Below are 14,155 nucleotides of genomic sequence, written 5' to 3'. Positions count from 1 at the left end.
GTATCGTTGAGTGAATATCGGCCCATTCAAAATCAGGAAAGTCATGCTGCGAAGAATACCCCGACCACTTCTCCAAAACTACATTGTTCTTGCTCTGCTGGCGCCTGTCGTGACACACGCAAGAGCAACCGTCGCTTACAGCATTTCCGACAGCCTGGACGTCCGACCGGCCTTTTTGCAAACGATGCGTATCCTGGGGAAGGTTACCGATGAATCGTCGCGACCCGTAGCGAATGCGGCCGTGCTGATCGCCGGTTCGGAGCGTGGTACGATTACCAATCTTTCCGGGAGTTTCGAAATAGCCGACGCGCCGCTAAACGGCATGCTGGTAGTGAAGCATCCCGACTTTGAAACAAGGCAGGTTCCCATCGTGAAATCCGCAGGCGAGTACGTGATTGCATTGAAAACCCGTCAGCAAACTGCCGCAATGCGTTTGAAAACCCAACCGAAGCTTTCGAAAAAAGACACGGAACAGAATTACGCCAGCGAAAATGGCTCTTCCATACGCCTCGACCGCTGGCCGTATTTCAGGGGGCTGACCAAATTCCTCGCCAATAACCTGAAATATCCGGAAGAAGCGCTCAAAGCCGGCGTGCAGGGAGCGGTGCAGGTGTCTTTCCTGATCGACGAGGATGGGGGCGTCAGCAGCGGCAGGATCGTCAAAAGTCCCGGCATTGAACTCGACGACGAGGCCTTGCGGCTTGTAACGCTGATGCCCAAATGGACCCCTGCGCAAAAGGACGGAAAGCCGGTCGCCGTTTGGTATACGATCAGCATCCGGTTCGATCCCGAGGTGGACAAGCTGCCGTTGAAGATCAAGGAGGAAGTGCCGAAGTTGTTCGGCAGATGGATCAAATTCGATCAGGTTAAGACGCCGCTGCCGGTAAAAGCAGAATTCAAGAGACTTTTTTATTCGAATGCTGTCGATCTATCTGCACAGAAGCCTCCACAGACGCGAATTTACATATATGAGCCAGGTAATTTCCGGCCAGCCTATATTCCCCCAAAATTCGATTTCAATTTGGTACCCTGACAAAATGCAGGCCCGTATTGCATTATATAAATAAGTTTTATATTTTTAAGAAGTCACCCTCCTTGCTTGTAAAATACGATTGTTCAACCTAAGCGGAGATTGAATGAAAACTTTTACAACCATCTTCCTCATAGCCATCGCCGCAGGGTTTGCCGCTCATGGCCAACAGACCGCCGGCGGGAGCCAGCAAAAAATCATCCCGCAACGTACCCGGGTTGCCGTGCGCGTACTCGACAAATATACCTTGCGTCCCATTCAGGCGACCATCATGGTAGTGGGGCAGCGCCCGGAAGACCTCATCGTCCCGCTCTATGAGGACGGTGTGTACCAGTATAAAATGTCGGGCAAGGACATGGGCATTATTTCGATCCACGCCAATGGCTATCAGACTCATTCAGAGGTGATAGCAGCTCAAAGTCTTCGCCCAACAAAGATTTATTATTTAACACCGGTAGAAAATACGGATTCAGTCAAAACAGGTATTGCTACTGCCGCTGATCTGAATTTAAAGGAACAAATCGAAACCGCTTTGCTATTTACCCAAAGCGAGCCCACGCTGTTGCCGGAGAGCGATTACGAACTGGAAATCCTGGCCGATTACCTGGTAAGGAACACCGCGCCGAAGATCGAGCTTTTCGGACATACCGACGATGTGGGCGACCCCCGAAAAAATCTACTGCTTTCGTTCGACCGTGTGGATGAGGTGAAAAAGTACCTCGTTTCCAGGCGTATCGAACTGGGCCGCATCCGCGGAAAAGGCTTCGGCGGTGACGTGCCCGTAGCACCGAATGATTGCGAAGCGAACCGCAGGCTCAACCGGCGTGTCGAAATTCGCATTGTCCCCTAGCATTATCTTTTCAAATTAACTCCCAAAAAATCCATTGAAAGGTGGAGAAATGCGCACTTTTGTAGTGCATATTTGTTGTTTAGGGCAAAAGAATCCCCCAACAGCGAAATTTACCAGTATTAGAATTCTATATGAAACAAGTAAAAGCCTCCATTTCAGGCATCGAAGGATATGTACCCGACTACATTCTCACAAACGCCGAATTGGAGACACTCGTGGATACCAGCGATGAATGGATCGTCAGCAGGACCGGCATCAAGGAACGCCGCATCCTGAAAGAACCCGGACTCGGGAGCTCGCACATGGGCGCAAGAGCCGTAAAGGGCCTCCTCGAAAAAACCAACACCGATCCCGCTGAAATAGACCTCCTCATTTGCGCAACCATTACCCCAGATTTCGTTTTTCCAAGTACCGCCAACCTCATCTGCGACCAGCTCGGCATCCGCAACATCGGTAGTTTCGATGTGAATGCAGCCTGCTCGGGCTTCGTTTACGGCCTCGAACTCGGCGCCCAGTTTATCGAAACCGGCAAGTATAAGAAAGTGGTAGTGGTAGGTACGGACAAAATGTCGGCCGTGATGGACTATACCGACCGCCGCACCTGCATTCTATTCGGCGACGGCGCCGGTGCCGTGTTGCTCGAACCTAACGAAGAAGGCTACGGCGTGATCGACACCCTGATCCGCTCCGACGGTGTGGGTTACAATAACCTGGTACAACGCGGAGGCGGCAGCCGCTTCCCGGCGAGTCACGAAACGGTGGATGCCCGCATGCATTTCCTGCACCAGGATGGTCAGCAGGTGTTCAAATCGGCCGTACGCAACATGGCCGATGTTTCGGCGGAGATGATGGAAAGAAACCAACTCAGCCACGACGACATCGCCTGGCTGGTACCGCATCAGGCCAACCGCCGCATTATCGAAGCGACGGCCAACCGCATGGGTGTTGGAATGGATAAAGTAATGATGAACATCGCCCATTACGGTAATACCACCGCTGCTACCATCCCGCTTTGCCTGTGGGATTACGAAAAACAACTTAAAAAGGGCGATAACCTGATATTCTCCGCATTTGGCGCCGGTTTTACGTGGGCCTCGGCTTATGTAAAATGGGCTTACTGATTATGGTATTTTAAAGGACGATGTGTTGTAAAGCACCTCGAAGAACGCTGCTTTCTTTTCATTGGTGCGCTCGTCCTTCACTTCCCAGCTGTCCACCATTCCCTTGATTCCCTGTACTTCGGTACGGGGAATCTTCCCCGACTCTTCCGACATGCTCCCCGGTCCACGCGCAATCGCGGTCAAACCTTCGGCAGCCATCACAATGTATTCATCACCGACGGATGTCACCCGGTACGGTTTGTCACCATTGTCCCGGATAGCCCGCATTAGTACACCCACCCGCTTTCGCGCGTTGTCTGCTTCTTTCAGCTTCCCGGCTTCTTTGTAGCAATGCGTCATTTTCATTAAAAGGCCCAGATTGACGGCATTGTTTTCCAACAGCTTTTCACCGGCTTCTATGGCTTTCGGATAACGCTTACTGTCGAGATATTTATCAAATTTATCGACCTCCTTGCCATACAGGATCGATTTATATTGGCTGGAAAAAAGATAGCCGTAATAGAGATAGGTCCCTTTTTCACCGGAATAGTAGTCCGGTTCCTGCAAAAATTCAGCTAAAAGTTTAGGGTAATAATAGGCATTACTGCTATCCGTCACGGCGGCTTTGATTTTCAGCAGGTCGAGTTGCTGACCGAAACTCAATTGGGCAATGAACAATAAAACTGTAAACAGTCGAAATCTGAGCATAAGTGGGGCGAGACATAATTTGAACAGGCAATAAAACGCATCGGCGCGATTTATGGAAACTAATTCGCATAAATCACGCCGATGCAAGCCGGAATCTGAGATGGTTACGCCGAGAGCGCCATTCTTCCCAATATCTCGTGCGTCTCACGCACACGCCTGCGGGCGATGGGGATCACTTTTCCGCAGCTGAGGTGGATGTAATCCGGCCAGCGTGATGCGATGTGGCGCGCGTTGATGCTGTATGATTTGTGGATACGTAAAAAATCACTGCTCAATTCGTCCTGTACTTCTTTCAGACATTTCGAAACCAGGTGTTTTTCATGCCGGGTGTACACGAACGTGTAGTTACCGACGCCTTCCAGACAAGTAATGTCGCTGGATTTCACGGAGATCGCTTTCCCGAACTTGTAAACTGTGATCGAGGGGACGCTTTTGACATCGCCGGCAACGCCAGACGGAGCGCCGCCCGACGGCATGATGGACAGGTTTTTCATGGGTGAAAGGACAGGTTGATTTTTCATGGATTGGTTTGGCAATTGGTTATTTACTTTCATGGCTGAGTTATGGATTGCTTTCATGGCTAACAGGCGGCTTTCTAACCGGCAGCGCTTTCGTTGTGCTGCGATACAAAAGTGGTATAAGAACGCGCTCTGTGAAACAACGACCCGGGTGAATTGTAACTTTTACCTCATGAATACGCTAAATCGGGTGGTAAACTGAAACAGCCGGTTGCTCAATTGTAAATGCATTTTGCTGCTTTAAATCACATCAGACTATGTTTTTGCGATGGTATAGGTGATAAATGCGACGTTTAACACCACCAGACTTCCGATTGGACGGCACCCCGTTTATTTTTGCATGAATTGAAAAAGCGTGTAAATGATCCTTGAAAATTATCTGGCAAAAATCGGTCGTAAACAGGTCAGCATGAGCTCGTCTGCGCTGATACTGGCCGCGGCCACATTGCTGGCCGGGCTTGGATTATGGGAAGAGCGCTATTTTTCAGATTCGCGCCTGTTTGTATCCGGCAGCATTATTAATATGGTCGTGATATGGGTCGCCTACCGGATAAACGGCCTGCTTATGCCACGGGTTACCCGCCTGCTTCCTGAAACCGGGCAGTCGATTTACCGCGTTGCGCTGTGGTTTGGGGTTTATGGTGTGGTGAATGTGGCGTTTTTCTGGATTGCATTGCCGTTATACCACCAGACCGGCCTTGCGGGTGCAGGTTTCGATATTTTCTGGGCATTGCGCGTGAGCTTCTTTATTTTAGGCGGCTCGCTCGTCGGGGCGGGACTTACCGAACTGACCTATGCATTCAGGCAATGGAAAACCAATCAGACCGAGGTGGAGCAAATGCAGGAAAAGCAGCTGCAAACCGAGCTGGAAGCCGTAAAACAGCAGGTTAATCCTCATTTTTTATTCAATTGTCTCAATTCCCTCTCCGTTCTGATCGCCGATGCGCCGGGTACTGCCGAGAAATTTGTGGACGAAATGTCGAAAGTATACCGTTACCAGCTTAGCGTGAACGGACCTGATAAAGAAGACATTCTGGTGACGTTAGAATCGGAACTTCGTTTTATCAAATCCTACATTTATCTGCTCGAAACGCGTTTCGAAAGCGGGATTGGTATCGAGCTGGATGTAAAGGAAGTGTTCCTGGCCGGGCAAATGGTACCGCTGACGTTCCAGATCCTGATCGACCAAGCGGTGCATTATAACATGGTTTCTCCGACCCGTCCACTGCGCATTCAGATTACTACCACCGACACCGGCCAGCTGGAATTCCGGCACAATCGCCAGCCCAAAATGCTGACGATCCCCCTCGAAACACCCGGCATTCAGGTATTAACCAACCGCTACAAATTTCTTTTCAACCGCGCCGGTGCTGTGCAGGTGAAAGAAGACGACCATGAATTTGCGATCATCCTGCCTCTGATATTTACATGAAACCTACCCTCATATACAACGGAATCGGCCGGCGGATATGGCTGAGCCTCTTCGGCAGGTGGATTTTCGCATTGCTGGTGCCCTGGTTTGTGCCGACGATCAGCTACCTACTCATCGGCGAGCCCTACCTGTCCAGCCTGTACAACTTCTATGGCGGCACGCTGATGATCTTCCTGATGACCATCCTCGCTTTCGTTCCGCACGACTGGGCAGCGCGTTACATTGCACAAAAATACCCGTCGCTGGATTCTTCCGTCAGGCGGAGTGCGCTTACGGCCGTCGCATTCTGGATCCTGACATTCGCGTTCGTGACGTGTTATATGCTCTTTATCATGCATTACCGGCCGTTTGGATCAGTTCTCGATGCCCGGATGATGATCAACGTCTACCTTTTCGAGTTTGTGGCGGTGCTTTTGCTGACGGGCCTGTATGAAATCAATTATTCCTTAAACAAATGGAAAACCCTGCAAATCAATAAGGAGGCGATCAAGCGGGCGGGCATGCAGGGGCAGTTGCAGAGTTTGAAAAGTCAGGTTAACCCGCATTTTTTGTTCAATAGCCTCAATACGCTGTCCGCGCTGATCGCCGACGAGCCCAAGCGGGCCGAGCAGTTCGTGGATGAAATGGCCAAAGTTTACCGCTACCTGCTTCAAACGAACCAGGACGAGCTGACGACACTTTCCGCAGAGCTCCGTTTTATCCGATCCTACTACCATTTGCTGCGCACGCGCTACGATACCGGTTTCGATCTCGCCATCGAGGTGAGCGACGAAGACTTGGACAAAAAAATACCACCGCTCACTTTGCAGCTGCTGCTGGAAAACGCCGTCAAGCACAACAGCATCCTGGAATCCAACCCGTTGCGCGTAGCCATCCGCTCACTCGGCGACGACCTGCTGGAAATCAGTAACAACCGGCTTACCAAATCTACGCCGGTGAAATCGACGCGGCTCGGCCTGGCCAATATCATGGCCAAATACGAATTGCTCTCCGAACGTATGCCCGCCATCGACGACGACACAGAGTTCTTTACCGTAACCCTGCCGCTGATCACGCAGAAAACCATAAATGCATGAATATATTAATTGTTGAGGATGAAAAACTGGCGGTGCGCAAGCTGACCAAGCTATTGGAAGAAACCGCGCCGGAACTGGAAGTACGCGGCATTACGCCGAGCATTGCCGCTACCGTGGAATGGATCACCGAAAACCGGGCGAATGGCCAGCCGGAACCGGACATTATTTTCCTGGATATCGAGCTCGCCGACGGGCAGAGTTTCGAGATATTCAACCGCGTGCAGATACAAAGCACAGTCATTTTCACCACTTCCTATGACGAGTACGCATTGCAGGCATTTAAGGTCAACAGCATCGATTATTTGCTGAAACCGGTGCAGCAGGAAGACCTTCAACGTGCGATCCGCAAGTTTTACGACCTGATCGCCCCCGGTAAAACAGCTCCCGCGGCGTCGCAGCTTAACCTTGAAGCGATTTTGAAAAGCCTGCATCTGCAATCGGCCGTGCCCGAATACCGGAAAAGATTTTTGGTCAAACAGGGCGCGCGCCTGCTATCGGTGGAGACTTCCGAAATAGCTTATTTCTACACCGACAATGGCCTGACGTTCTTTAAAAATCATCAGGGACAGAAGTTTGTTGTGGATTACAAAATGGATGAGCTGGATAAGTTCCTCGATCCGGACCGGTTTTTCCGGGTTAACCGCGCGCTCATCGTTACGCACCAGTCGGTAACGCAAATGCAAGCCTATTATAACCACCGGCTGGCGCTTACATTGCATCCGACGCTCGACAAGGAAACGATCGTGAGCCGCGAGCGGGCGCACGATTTCAAGGTTTGGATGGGGAAATAGCCGTTTTTAAAACGACAGCATCGCATACTGGCCGGCGAGCTCGGGGTAATGCAGCGTGATGACCTCCTGCAACTGCGCACGGGCACGTGCGTATTGCGAGCGCACGGTAGCCTCGTTGATTTCCAGCATCGTGGCGATTTCCTTATGGCTGTAACCGTCCACGGCGTACATCAGGAACACTGTTTTATAGATCGGTTTCAGTTCTTGAATGAGCTGCATGATCTCTCCTGCGGTAATTTCCGAAACCGCGTCGTCGGCAATGCCCGGCTCGGGGATTTCGTCGAAAGCGGTACGGGCGGCGTAATGCTTTTTGTTCCTTCTGAAATAGCTGATCGCATTGTTGACCATCACCGTCCTGAGCCAGGCTTTGAACGGCTGCTCGGGATCATACCTTTCCAGGTTATTGAAAACTTTGAAAAAACCCTCATTCAGCACTTCTTCGGCCTCTTCCGGCGAATAGGTATAGCGCAGGCAGATGCTCTTGGCATAACCAAAGTATTTTTTAAACAAAATATGCTGCGCCTGGCTGTTCCCCGCAATGCAAGCCGCGATCACCGAACGGAAGTCGTTCGGATCGAAAATGATTTTATTCAGGAATTTGAGCATACGTTCTTTACTTTTTCAATGGATCATTCAGCGGGTTTACTTCGCTTATCGGGAATGCCTTGCCGGTATCGCCCAATACAAAGAGAATGAATGTAAGCCGCGAATAAAAGCCGCTTGGACAGAGAGCCCGAATGTGTAGCTGAATGGCCCGTTTTACCCGATAAACCGCCCGTTAGCAAACCCATTCCGACAACTCAAATGGCCCGTCGGCAAAGAATGGCCGTTTAACCTTCAAAAGCCACGATACGTCGAAACCGCGTCGAAGCATTGTTAAATACCGCGGTTTGCCTGCTATTTTTACGTCAATGACCAGAGAAAACACAAAAGGCGGCGTAGTGGTCGCGATGCATTTGCTTGCGTGGGCCTTGCTCGGCTTTGTGCTCGTATTTTACCAGCCATTGTCGTGGGGCGTGAGCCTGCCTGCGGTATTTTGGGTAAAACAATTCCTGAATTTCGGGCTGCTGGTCGCACTCTTTTATTTCAATGCGCATTACCTCGTGCCGCGTTACCTTCTGAAAAACAAGGTTTTCGTATTCATTCTGTGGGTTGTCGCATTGGTTGTATTAATGCTGGTAGTAAGCAAAATAGCCGATCAGCAACTCGAAATCCGCCGGCATATGGAGCGCATTATGCCGCGCCCGAGGCACCACGGCGGCCCCAAACCAAGGCACCTGATCGACGGCATTCTGCTGATGACGACATTGCTCGTCATAGGCGTGAGCACGAGCATGGCCGTAATCCAGCGCTGGCAGGCCGATGCCCGCCTGCGCGATGCCGTTGAAAAACAGAACATTACCTCCGAGCTCGCGCTGTTGAAGGCACAGATCAACCCGCATTTCTTTTTCAATACACTCAACAATATATACGCACTATCTTACACCAACGTCGAGGAATCGCGCGAGGCCACGCTTACGCTCTCGCGCATGATGCGCTACCTGCTCTACGAAACGCAGCAGGACGTGGCGCCGCTCAGCCTCGAATTTGCCTTTATCGACGACTATATCGAGCTCATGAAACTCCGCGTGCAGAGCAGCAGCAACGTCCAATACACCCGCGACGAGGCGGTTCCCGACTACCCCATCGCGCCGATGCTGCTGTTGCCGTTTGTTGAGAATGCATTCAAACACGGTATCAACGCTTCGCAGGAATCCGAAATACGGATCGATGCGAGACTGGCGAACGGCGCATTGAAATTGCATGTAGAAAACCATATTTTTCCGACGCAGCATGTCGCGGGAGCAGAGAGCGGCGGCATCGGACTGAACAATACCCGCCGGCGCCTCGACCTTTTGTATCCGGAAAAGCACCGGCTGGAAATCCTTACCGACGAAAAGGCTAACACTTACACCGTAAACCTGACCATCAACCTGACGTAAAACCAAGCCAACATGACCCTGAACTGCATTACCGTCGACGACGAACCGCTCGCATTGGGCCTTGTGAGCGCATTTGTGGAGCAAACGCCATTTCTGCATTTGCATGGCAGGTATATCAATGCGCTGGATGCGCTGCAAGTGATCACGAAGGAAAATATCCATTTGGTTTACCTGGATATCCAAATGCCTGAACTAACGGGCATGGAACTGGCGAAAGTGCTGAGCCAGAACCCGGATACCAAAACGCGCATTGTGTTCACGACAGCCTACAACCAGTTTGCCGTACAGGGTTACGAAGTGGATGCGCTGGGTTATTTGCTTAAACCGTTCGGCTACAACCAGTTCCTGGCGACGGCGATGAAGGCGAAAAAGTATTTTGAAAACCTCAGAGACTCGGCAAACGAACCGGAACTGGATTCGAGTGAGAATTATTTATTTGTAAAATCTGACTATAAGCTGGTGCGAATAGATTTCGATGCCATTCTGTTCATCGAGTCGTTCAAGGATTATGTCAAAATCCACCAGGCCAATGGCAGCCCGGTGGTTTCACATAGCAGTTTGAAAGCGATTGAGGAAAAGCTGCCCGGCGGAAAATTCATCCGCATCCACCGCTCATTTATAGTCGCCGTGGGCAAAGTGGATTCGATCAGCAAAAGTGCCGTGCATATCGGCAGCGTCGACATTCCGGTGGGCGATCTTTACAAAGACGCTTTCAAGGAGCTGTTGACGAAATGGCAGTAATGCATTTCAAAATTTGTGCGTAAAACTCAGCGCCACACCCGACTTGCCATTCGCATCCGGAAAGCTGCGCACATCCCAGGCGGAGCGTCTTGAAATCGGCTTATTGTTCACCGCCAGGTTCCAGATACTCAATCCGATGCTCAGCGAGCCCAGTCCCATATTGACCATGGAGACGTTCCTTTGCGTTTTGCCTGCATACCAGGTGCCGCTAGCTCCATCGACTTGGTTCTTCCGGTTGAAACCGACGGCTCCCGCGATAAACTGGCCAGCCCCGCCCACAATTCCCAGCACAGGTGTGGCGTTCGTGCGGCTTCCTTTACCTACTTCCACTGCATTGATGACCGACGACGTACCATTCAGCCCGATCAGTATCGATGAAGTGATCGCGTATGCGGGCTTGATCTCGGGTTTGTAGTCAGGTATGTAATTGTAACCAGGTTGAATCATCGCGCACTCTTCCTTGCTGAGGCCGCTTTGGGAGATCCAGTCGTCCACCTTCTTGTCATTCATTTCCAATATTGTAGCGTATTGGTTGCGGCTGTTGATATCCTCTGCCGTCGCCCGGTCGGCCGTCTGTTCGATGAGGTAACCCACTGCGCAAATCGTGCCATTTTGGTCGATAAAGCAGGGTTTTCGCCCCTCGTGCTTGTAGTTTTTCGGAAATAGCCCGGCAGACCAGTATTCGTGCAGGAGATCGAGCATCTGCGCACGCTTAATGCGCATTTTAGCCGATAGTTGTGACACATCCCGCATTCTCAACTCCTTTTCCGCATATTCCAGATGCGCGGCAATGCGAAGCTGGTCGTCGGTATCGGCATTCGGTGCGGTTCCGTATTTTTTCTCGAAGCTGATGTCGCCAATAATGGGGTTAATCGTCCCTTCGGTATCCCGCCGCTCTGTCCAGACGGCTATGAAGAATAGAATTGCAAAAGCAATGGTAGTGAATGCTTTCATGGCGCGAAGATTAGGTGGTTACAATCGCCTGCATTGACAGAAATTGGGGCCGGGAGCGTTGCATCTGTTCTGTGATTTTTTGTTCAGACAAAACGCTCCATTGTTGTTACATGCCTACGGCATTAATTAACCGCGTATGGTCATCCTGTTACTACCCATATTACGTCGCTAACGCGACTTTACACCCGGAATGCCAGTGCCGTCAGGCACGTAACATTGGTAGCTAAACCAGCGACTATCCCGATCTTGAAATCCCGTCAGGAATGTAACAACAACGTGCAGGCCCACGCATCACATCACGCCCGATGCGCCTTCGCGACCGATTCCACCAACCCGCGCATGTAGCCGATCGCGAACAGTGCGCCGTAGTTGCTGTAACCGGCGTGTTCGTTGCTGTCGCCTACGACGGTGGGTACGTGGTCGGGGCGCATGGGGCCGCGGAAACCTACTTCGTAATAGGTTTTCATGGCTTCGTACATATCGGTTTTACCGTCGTCGTGGAAGGTTTCTTCAAAGTTATTTTTGTTACCACGAACATCACGAAAATGCACGAAATGGATCTTCTTGCGGCTACCGAAGTACTTGATGACGGACGGGATGTCTTCGCCCATAGTTGCAAATGTGCCCTGGCAAAGCGTAATGCCGTTGCTTTCGCTCGGGACGATCTCGATCAGTCGCTTGAATGCATTGGCCGAGGTCATAATGCGCGGAATGCCCTGGATTTTGTCCACCGGAGGATCGTCGGGATGTAATGCGAGCTTCACGCCTACTTTTTCGGCTTCCGGTACCACTGCTTTGAGGAAGTATTCGAGGTTCTTCCACATGGTTTCGTGGGTGAAGTCGCCGTATTTCGTGAGCGGTTTGTCCTTCACATCCTCGTAGTCGAATGTGCTCACGAGTGCGCCCCCGCGTGAGGGCTTGTCGAGCTTCGTCCGCGCCCAGCTGATGACCGGCATCCAGTTGTAGCAAACCGTGTCGATTCCGGCTTTCGAAAGGTTTTGTATAAACTTGATAAAAGTCGCTATTTCCTCGTCTTTACCATCGAGCCCCAGCTTGGTTTTCTCATATAGCGACGGCGGGCCTTCGATCACGCGGTAGGTAATGCCGTGCTTCGCCCAGAAGTCACGAACGGCCACAACGGCCTCGTACTCCCAGTTTTTGACATTAGCCAGCCCCACACTCTGCGGGTTGATCCCTCCTACCGCGCCGAGCACATTCATCTGCTTCGAAAGCGCAATGCGGTTCGGGTCCATCCCAAAGAAATGCGCGAGGCAGAACTTCATACCGCCGTCCTGAGCATAACCGGCGATTTCGCTTGTGCGCGCGGCATTAGCGGCCAGCGATTGCGACGCAGTCAATGCACCGGCAACCGTTCCCACGGTCGCCAGTGCACTGTTTTTGATAAAATTCCTCCGTGTATTTTCCATAGTACCCTATTGCTTGTCCCACCAGATACGCGTCATGAACACATCCGGCCCCTGCCGTTCGATCGCTGTTTTGAAGTTGGGATTAATACCCTCTTCGCTCAGCGGGTAGCGCAGGCGGCGCGGGATCTGGCCGTTGGTATCGTTGCCGAGGTAATTCACGGGCGTCAGCACCGGGTAGCCCGTCCTGCGCCAGTTGGCGTAGCCCTCGATATGGTTAAAAGTACTGGCCGACAGCAAATATACCTCCGTGTGGATCGCATTCATTTTCGCCGCAAGCGTTCCCGATTCCGGGTAGGCGTTTTTGGCCGCATATGCTGCGATATCTGCATTGGAAATGGTCGCATTGGCCCATGACATCTGCGTCAACGCCGCCGACTGTCCTTCCACAAAAGCCGCTTTCGCATTGCCCGTAGCCCATCCCCGCTCGATTGCCTCCGCTTTGAGCAGCTGCGTTTCGGCATAGCTCATGTACACCCACGGCAATGCGATGCCGATCACGCCCGTAGCGGGGCGCGAGTAATTGTCGAGGTTCTTTTCGTCCAATCCAGCGAGGCCAGTGGCGTCGGTTGCATTCGGCAGGCCGCGCTGTTTGGCCACACCGTTATCGCCACTTTTGGTCATCGAAATCACCGAAAGGCGCGGGTCCTGGCGCTCCTTCATCATATCGATGAGCGTTTTGGCCCATTGCACGCCGGCGTTCGGAATGTTGGTAATGTTCGAGCCGCTCGGGCCGAGAATCCAGGAGTTTGGATTGGAGTTGATCTCCGCGCCGGTGTTGGCAAATTTTACGGCAATAGTCTCCGCATTGCCGGTGATCAGCCCGCCGTCGATGGCTTTTTTGACCCAAAGCTGCGCATTTGCCGGATCGGCCTTTTGCATACGCATTGCCAGGCGCAGCATGAGCGAGTTTGCCGCGCGTTTCCATTTGTCAAGATCGCCGCCGTAGATGTAATCCGCCGCTTTGGGAATGTACTGGCCCGCGTCGAATGCCTTCCCGGCTTCTTCGAGCTCTTTCAGCATATCCATGTAAATCTCATGCTGCGCGTCGTATTTCGGCGAAAAATTGCCGTCGATAAAGCCTTTTCCGGCTTCGAAATACGGGATATCCCCATACAAATCGGTGGTGCGGGAAAATTCCATGACCTTGATAATGCGCGCCATCGAGAGCACATTTACATTCTTCGGGTCCTGCTTTGCGACCTCGATCAGGTTCACCATGCTTTTGACAGCATAGGTATAGGAGTTGTCGAAAAACGCGGAGTTGATTTCTCCCAAAAACGTATAAAAACTGCCTTTATAGAATGTCGCGTCGATGGACGACATCTGCTGGATCAGGCAAGCCGCATAACCGAAGTTGGCACGCCAGGCTTTCGATGCCGGGCCGCTTGCCGAACCCGTCAGCAGCAATTGCGACTGGCCGAGCAGGTAATCCACCGGTACCGTGTTCGGTGCATTCGGGTTGACATTGATTTCCTCAAAATCATTCGTACACGCGCCCGCTCCGGCGAGCAATGCGAGGCATATGGTTAATTTTTTAAGCATGATT

General features: G+C 51.7%; 14 protein-coding genes. 8 read left to right on the top strand and 6 right to left on the bottom strand.

The genetic code is table 11. The features are described 5' to 3' along the window. The first annotated feature begins 43 nt into the window (after window positions 1–43). From BLQ88_RS21670 to BLQ88_RS21660, 3 genes are all read left to right on the top strand, one after another. Window positions 44–1,033 carry a TonB family protein gene (locus BLQ88_RS21670; protein ID WP_090154694.1) on the top strand — a complete coding sequence of 330 codons (990 nt, stop codon included), beginning with the start codon at window positions 44–46 and terminating at the stop codon, window positions 1,031–1,033. A 103-nt stretch (window positions 1,034–1,136) separates the two neighbouring features. After that, window positions 1,137–1,880 carry an OmpA family protein gene (locus tag BLQ88_RS21665; protein WP_090154377.1) on the top strand — a complete coding sequence of 248 codons (744 nt, stop codon included), beginning with the start codon at window positions 1,137–1,139 and terminating at the stop codon, window positions 1,878–1,880. Window positions 1,881–2,011: 131 nt separating this feature from the next. Beyond that, window positions 2,012–3,001, top strand: a complete 990-nt coding sequence (locus BLQ88_RS21660) for a beta-ketoacyl-ACP synthase III (protein WP_090154375.1) — start codon at window positions 2,012–2,014, stop codon at window positions 2,999–3,001. Here BLQ88_RS21660 and BLQ88_RS21655 read toward each other — a convergent pair whose 3' ends face one another. Continuing rightward, on the bottom strand, window positions 3,002–3,688 hold the full coding sequence (locus BLQ88_RS21655) for a DUF4919 domain-containing protein (RefSeq protein WP_090154374.1): 687 nt from the start codon (window positions 3,686–3,688) through the stop codon (window positions 3,002–3,004). A gap of 104 nt (window positions 3,689–3,792) precedes the next feature. Continuing rightward, the gene (locus BLQ88_RS21650) at window positions 3,793–4,209 is read right to left on the bottom strand and encodes a LytR/AlgR family response regulator transcription factor (RefSeq protein WP_229212798.1); all 417 of its coding nucleotides are present in this window, start codon (window positions 4,207–4,209) and stop codon (window positions 3,793–3,795) included. 358 nt (window positions 4,210–4,567) lie between these two features. Here BLQ88_RS21650 and BLQ88_RS21645 point away from each other — a divergent pair, with 358 nt between their 5' ends. Genes BLQ88_RS21645 through BLQ88_RS21635 form a run of 3 tightly spaced genes read left to right on the top strand, consistent with a single transcriptional unit; the run spans window position 4,568 to window position 7,505 of the window. Further along, window positions 4,568–5,638, top strand: coding sequence for a sensor histidine kinase (locus BLQ88_RS21645; RefSeq protein ID WP_090154372.1), 1,071 nt, complete (start codon window positions 4,568–4,570; stop codon window positions 5,636–5,638). Next, window positions 5,635–6,714, top strand: coding sequence for a sensor histidine kinase (locus BLQ88_RS21640; RefSeq protein ID WP_090154370.1), 1,080 nt, complete (start codon window positions 5,635–5,637; stop codon window positions 6,712–6,714). The genes BLQ88_RS21645 and BLQ88_RS21640 overlap by 4 nt, the downstream gene beginning before the upstream one ends. After that, window positions 6,711–7,505 carry a LytR/AlgR family response regulator transcription factor gene (locus BLQ88_RS21635; protein ID WP_090154368.1) on the top strand — a complete coding sequence of 265 codons (795 nt, stop codon included), beginning with the start codon at window positions 6,711–6,713 and terminating at the stop codon, window positions 7,503–7,505. Before BLQ88_RS21640 ends, BLQ88_RS21635 begins: the two co-directional genes overlap by 4 nt. 6 nt (window positions 7,506–7,511) lie before the next feature. On the opposite strand, the gene BLQ88_RS21630 is transcribed toward BLQ88_RS21635, so the two are convergent. Further along, window positions 7,512–8,111, bottom strand: a complete 600-nt coding sequence (locus BLQ88_RS21630) for an RNA polymerase sigma factor (protein ID WP_090154366.1) — start codon at window positions 8,109–8,111, stop codon at window positions 7,512–7,514. Between the two features lie 305 nt (window positions 8,112–8,416). On the opposite strand from BLQ88_RS21630, the gene BLQ88_RS21625 reads away from it, so the two are divergent. Both BLQ88_RS21625 and BLQ88_RS21620 read left to right on the top strand, forming a co-directional pair. Beyond that, window positions 8,417–9,487, top strand: coding sequence for a sensor histidine kinase (locus BLQ88_RS21625; RefSeq protein ID WP_090154364.1), 1,071 nt, complete (start codon window positions 8,417–8,419; stop codon window positions 9,485–9,487). Window positions 9,488–9,499: 12 nt separating this feature from the next. Beyond that, on the top strand, window positions 9,500–10,228 hold the full coding sequence (locus tag BLQ88_RS21620; RefSeq protein ID WP_090154363.1) for a LytR/AlgR family response regulator transcription factor: 729 nt from the start codon (window positions 9,500–9,502) through the stop codon (window positions 10,226–10,228). 6 nt (window positions 10,229–10,234) lie between these two features. Here BLQ88_RS21620 and BLQ88_RS21615 read toward each other — a convergent pair whose 3' ends face one another. The 3 genes from BLQ88_RS21615 to BLQ88_RS21605 all read right to left on the bottom strand — a co-directional run bounded on the left by BLQ88_RS21615 (window position 10,235) and on the right by BLQ88_RS21605 (window position 14,151). After that, entirely contained in the window at window positions 10,235–11,182 is a 948-nt protein-coding gene (locus BLQ88_RS21615; protein ID WP_090154361.1) for a hypothetical protein, read from the bottom strand. Between the two features lie 296 nt (window positions 11,183–11,478). Then, window positions 11,479–12,609, bottom strand: a complete 1,131-nt coding sequence (locus BLQ88_RS21610) for a mannonate dehydratase (protein ID WP_090154359.1) — start codon at window positions 12,607–12,609, stop codon at window positions 11,479–11,481. Between the two features lie 6 nt (window positions 12,610–12,615). After that, window positions 12,616–14,151 (bottom strand): SusD/RagB family nutrient-binding outer membrane lipoprotein, encoded by a 1,536-nt coding sequence (locus BLQ88_RS21605; protein WP_090154357.1) that lies wholly within the window; start codon window positions 14,149–14,151, stop codon window positions 12,616–12,618. Between the last annotated feature and the right edge of the window lie 4 nt (window positions 14,152–14,155).

Origin of the sequence: Dyadobacter soli, from assembly GCF_900101885.1 — a bacterium.
Lineage (GTDB): Bacteria > Bacteroidota > Bacteroidia > Cytophagales > Spirosomataceae > Dyadobacter > Dyadobacter soli.
This window is presented reverse-complemented; position numbering and strand designations above follow the sequence as displayed.

Coding starts and splice junctions, on each gene's coding strand:
- BLQ88_RS21670 (WP_090154694.1), top strand. CDS start 44: ATGCTGCGAAGAATACCCCGACCACTTCTCCAAAACTACATTGTTCTT.
- BLQ88_RS21665 (WP_090154377.1), top strand. CDS start 1,137: ATGAAAACTTTTACAACCATCTTCCTCATAGCCATCGCCGCAGGGTTT.
- BLQ88_RS21660 (WP_090154375.1), top strand. CDS start 2,012: ATGAAACAAGTAAAAGCCTCCATTTCAGGCATCGAAGGATATGTACCC.
- BLQ88_RS21655 (WP_090154374.1), bottom strand. CDS start 3,688: ATGCTCAGATTTCGACTGTTTACAGTTTTATTGTTCATTGCCCAATTG.
- BLQ88_RS21650 (WP_229212798.1), bottom strand. CDS start 4,209: ATGAAAAATCAACCTGTCCTTTCACCCATGAAAAACCTGTCCATCATG.
- BLQ88_RS21645 (WP_090154372.1), top strand. CDS start 4,568: ATGATCCTTGAAAATTATCTGGCAAAAATCGGTCGTAAACAGGTCAGC.
- BLQ88_RS21640 (WP_090154370.1), top strand. CDS start 5,635: ATGAAACCTACCCTCATATACAACGGAATCGGCCGGCGGATATGGCTG.
- BLQ88_RS21635 (WP_090154368.1), top strand. CDS start 6,711: ATGAATATATTAATTGTTGAGGATGAAAAACTGGCGGTGCGCAAGCTG.
- BLQ88_RS21630 (WP_090154366.1), bottom strand. CDS start 8,111: ATGCTCAAATTCCTGAATAAAATCATTTTCGATCCGAACGACTTCCGT.
- BLQ88_RS21625 (WP_090154364.1), top strand. CDS start 8,417: ATGACCAGAGAAAACACAAAAGGCGGCGTAGTGGTCGCGATGCATTTG.
- BLQ88_RS21620 (WP_090154363.1), top strand. CDS start 9,500: ATGACCCTGAACTGCATTACCGTCGACGACGAACCGCTCGCATTGGGC.
- BLQ88_RS21615 (WP_090154361.1), bottom strand. CDS start 11,182: ATGAAAGCATTCACTACCATTGCTTTTGCAATTCTATTCTTCATAGCC.
- BLQ88_RS21610 (WP_090154359.1), bottom strand. CDS start 12,609: ATGGAAAATACACGGAGGAATTTTATCAAAAACAGTGCACTGGCGACC.
- BLQ88_RS21605 (WP_090154357.1), bottom strand. CDS start 14,151: ATGCTTAAAAAATTAACCATATGCCTCGCATTGCTCGCCGGAGCGGGC.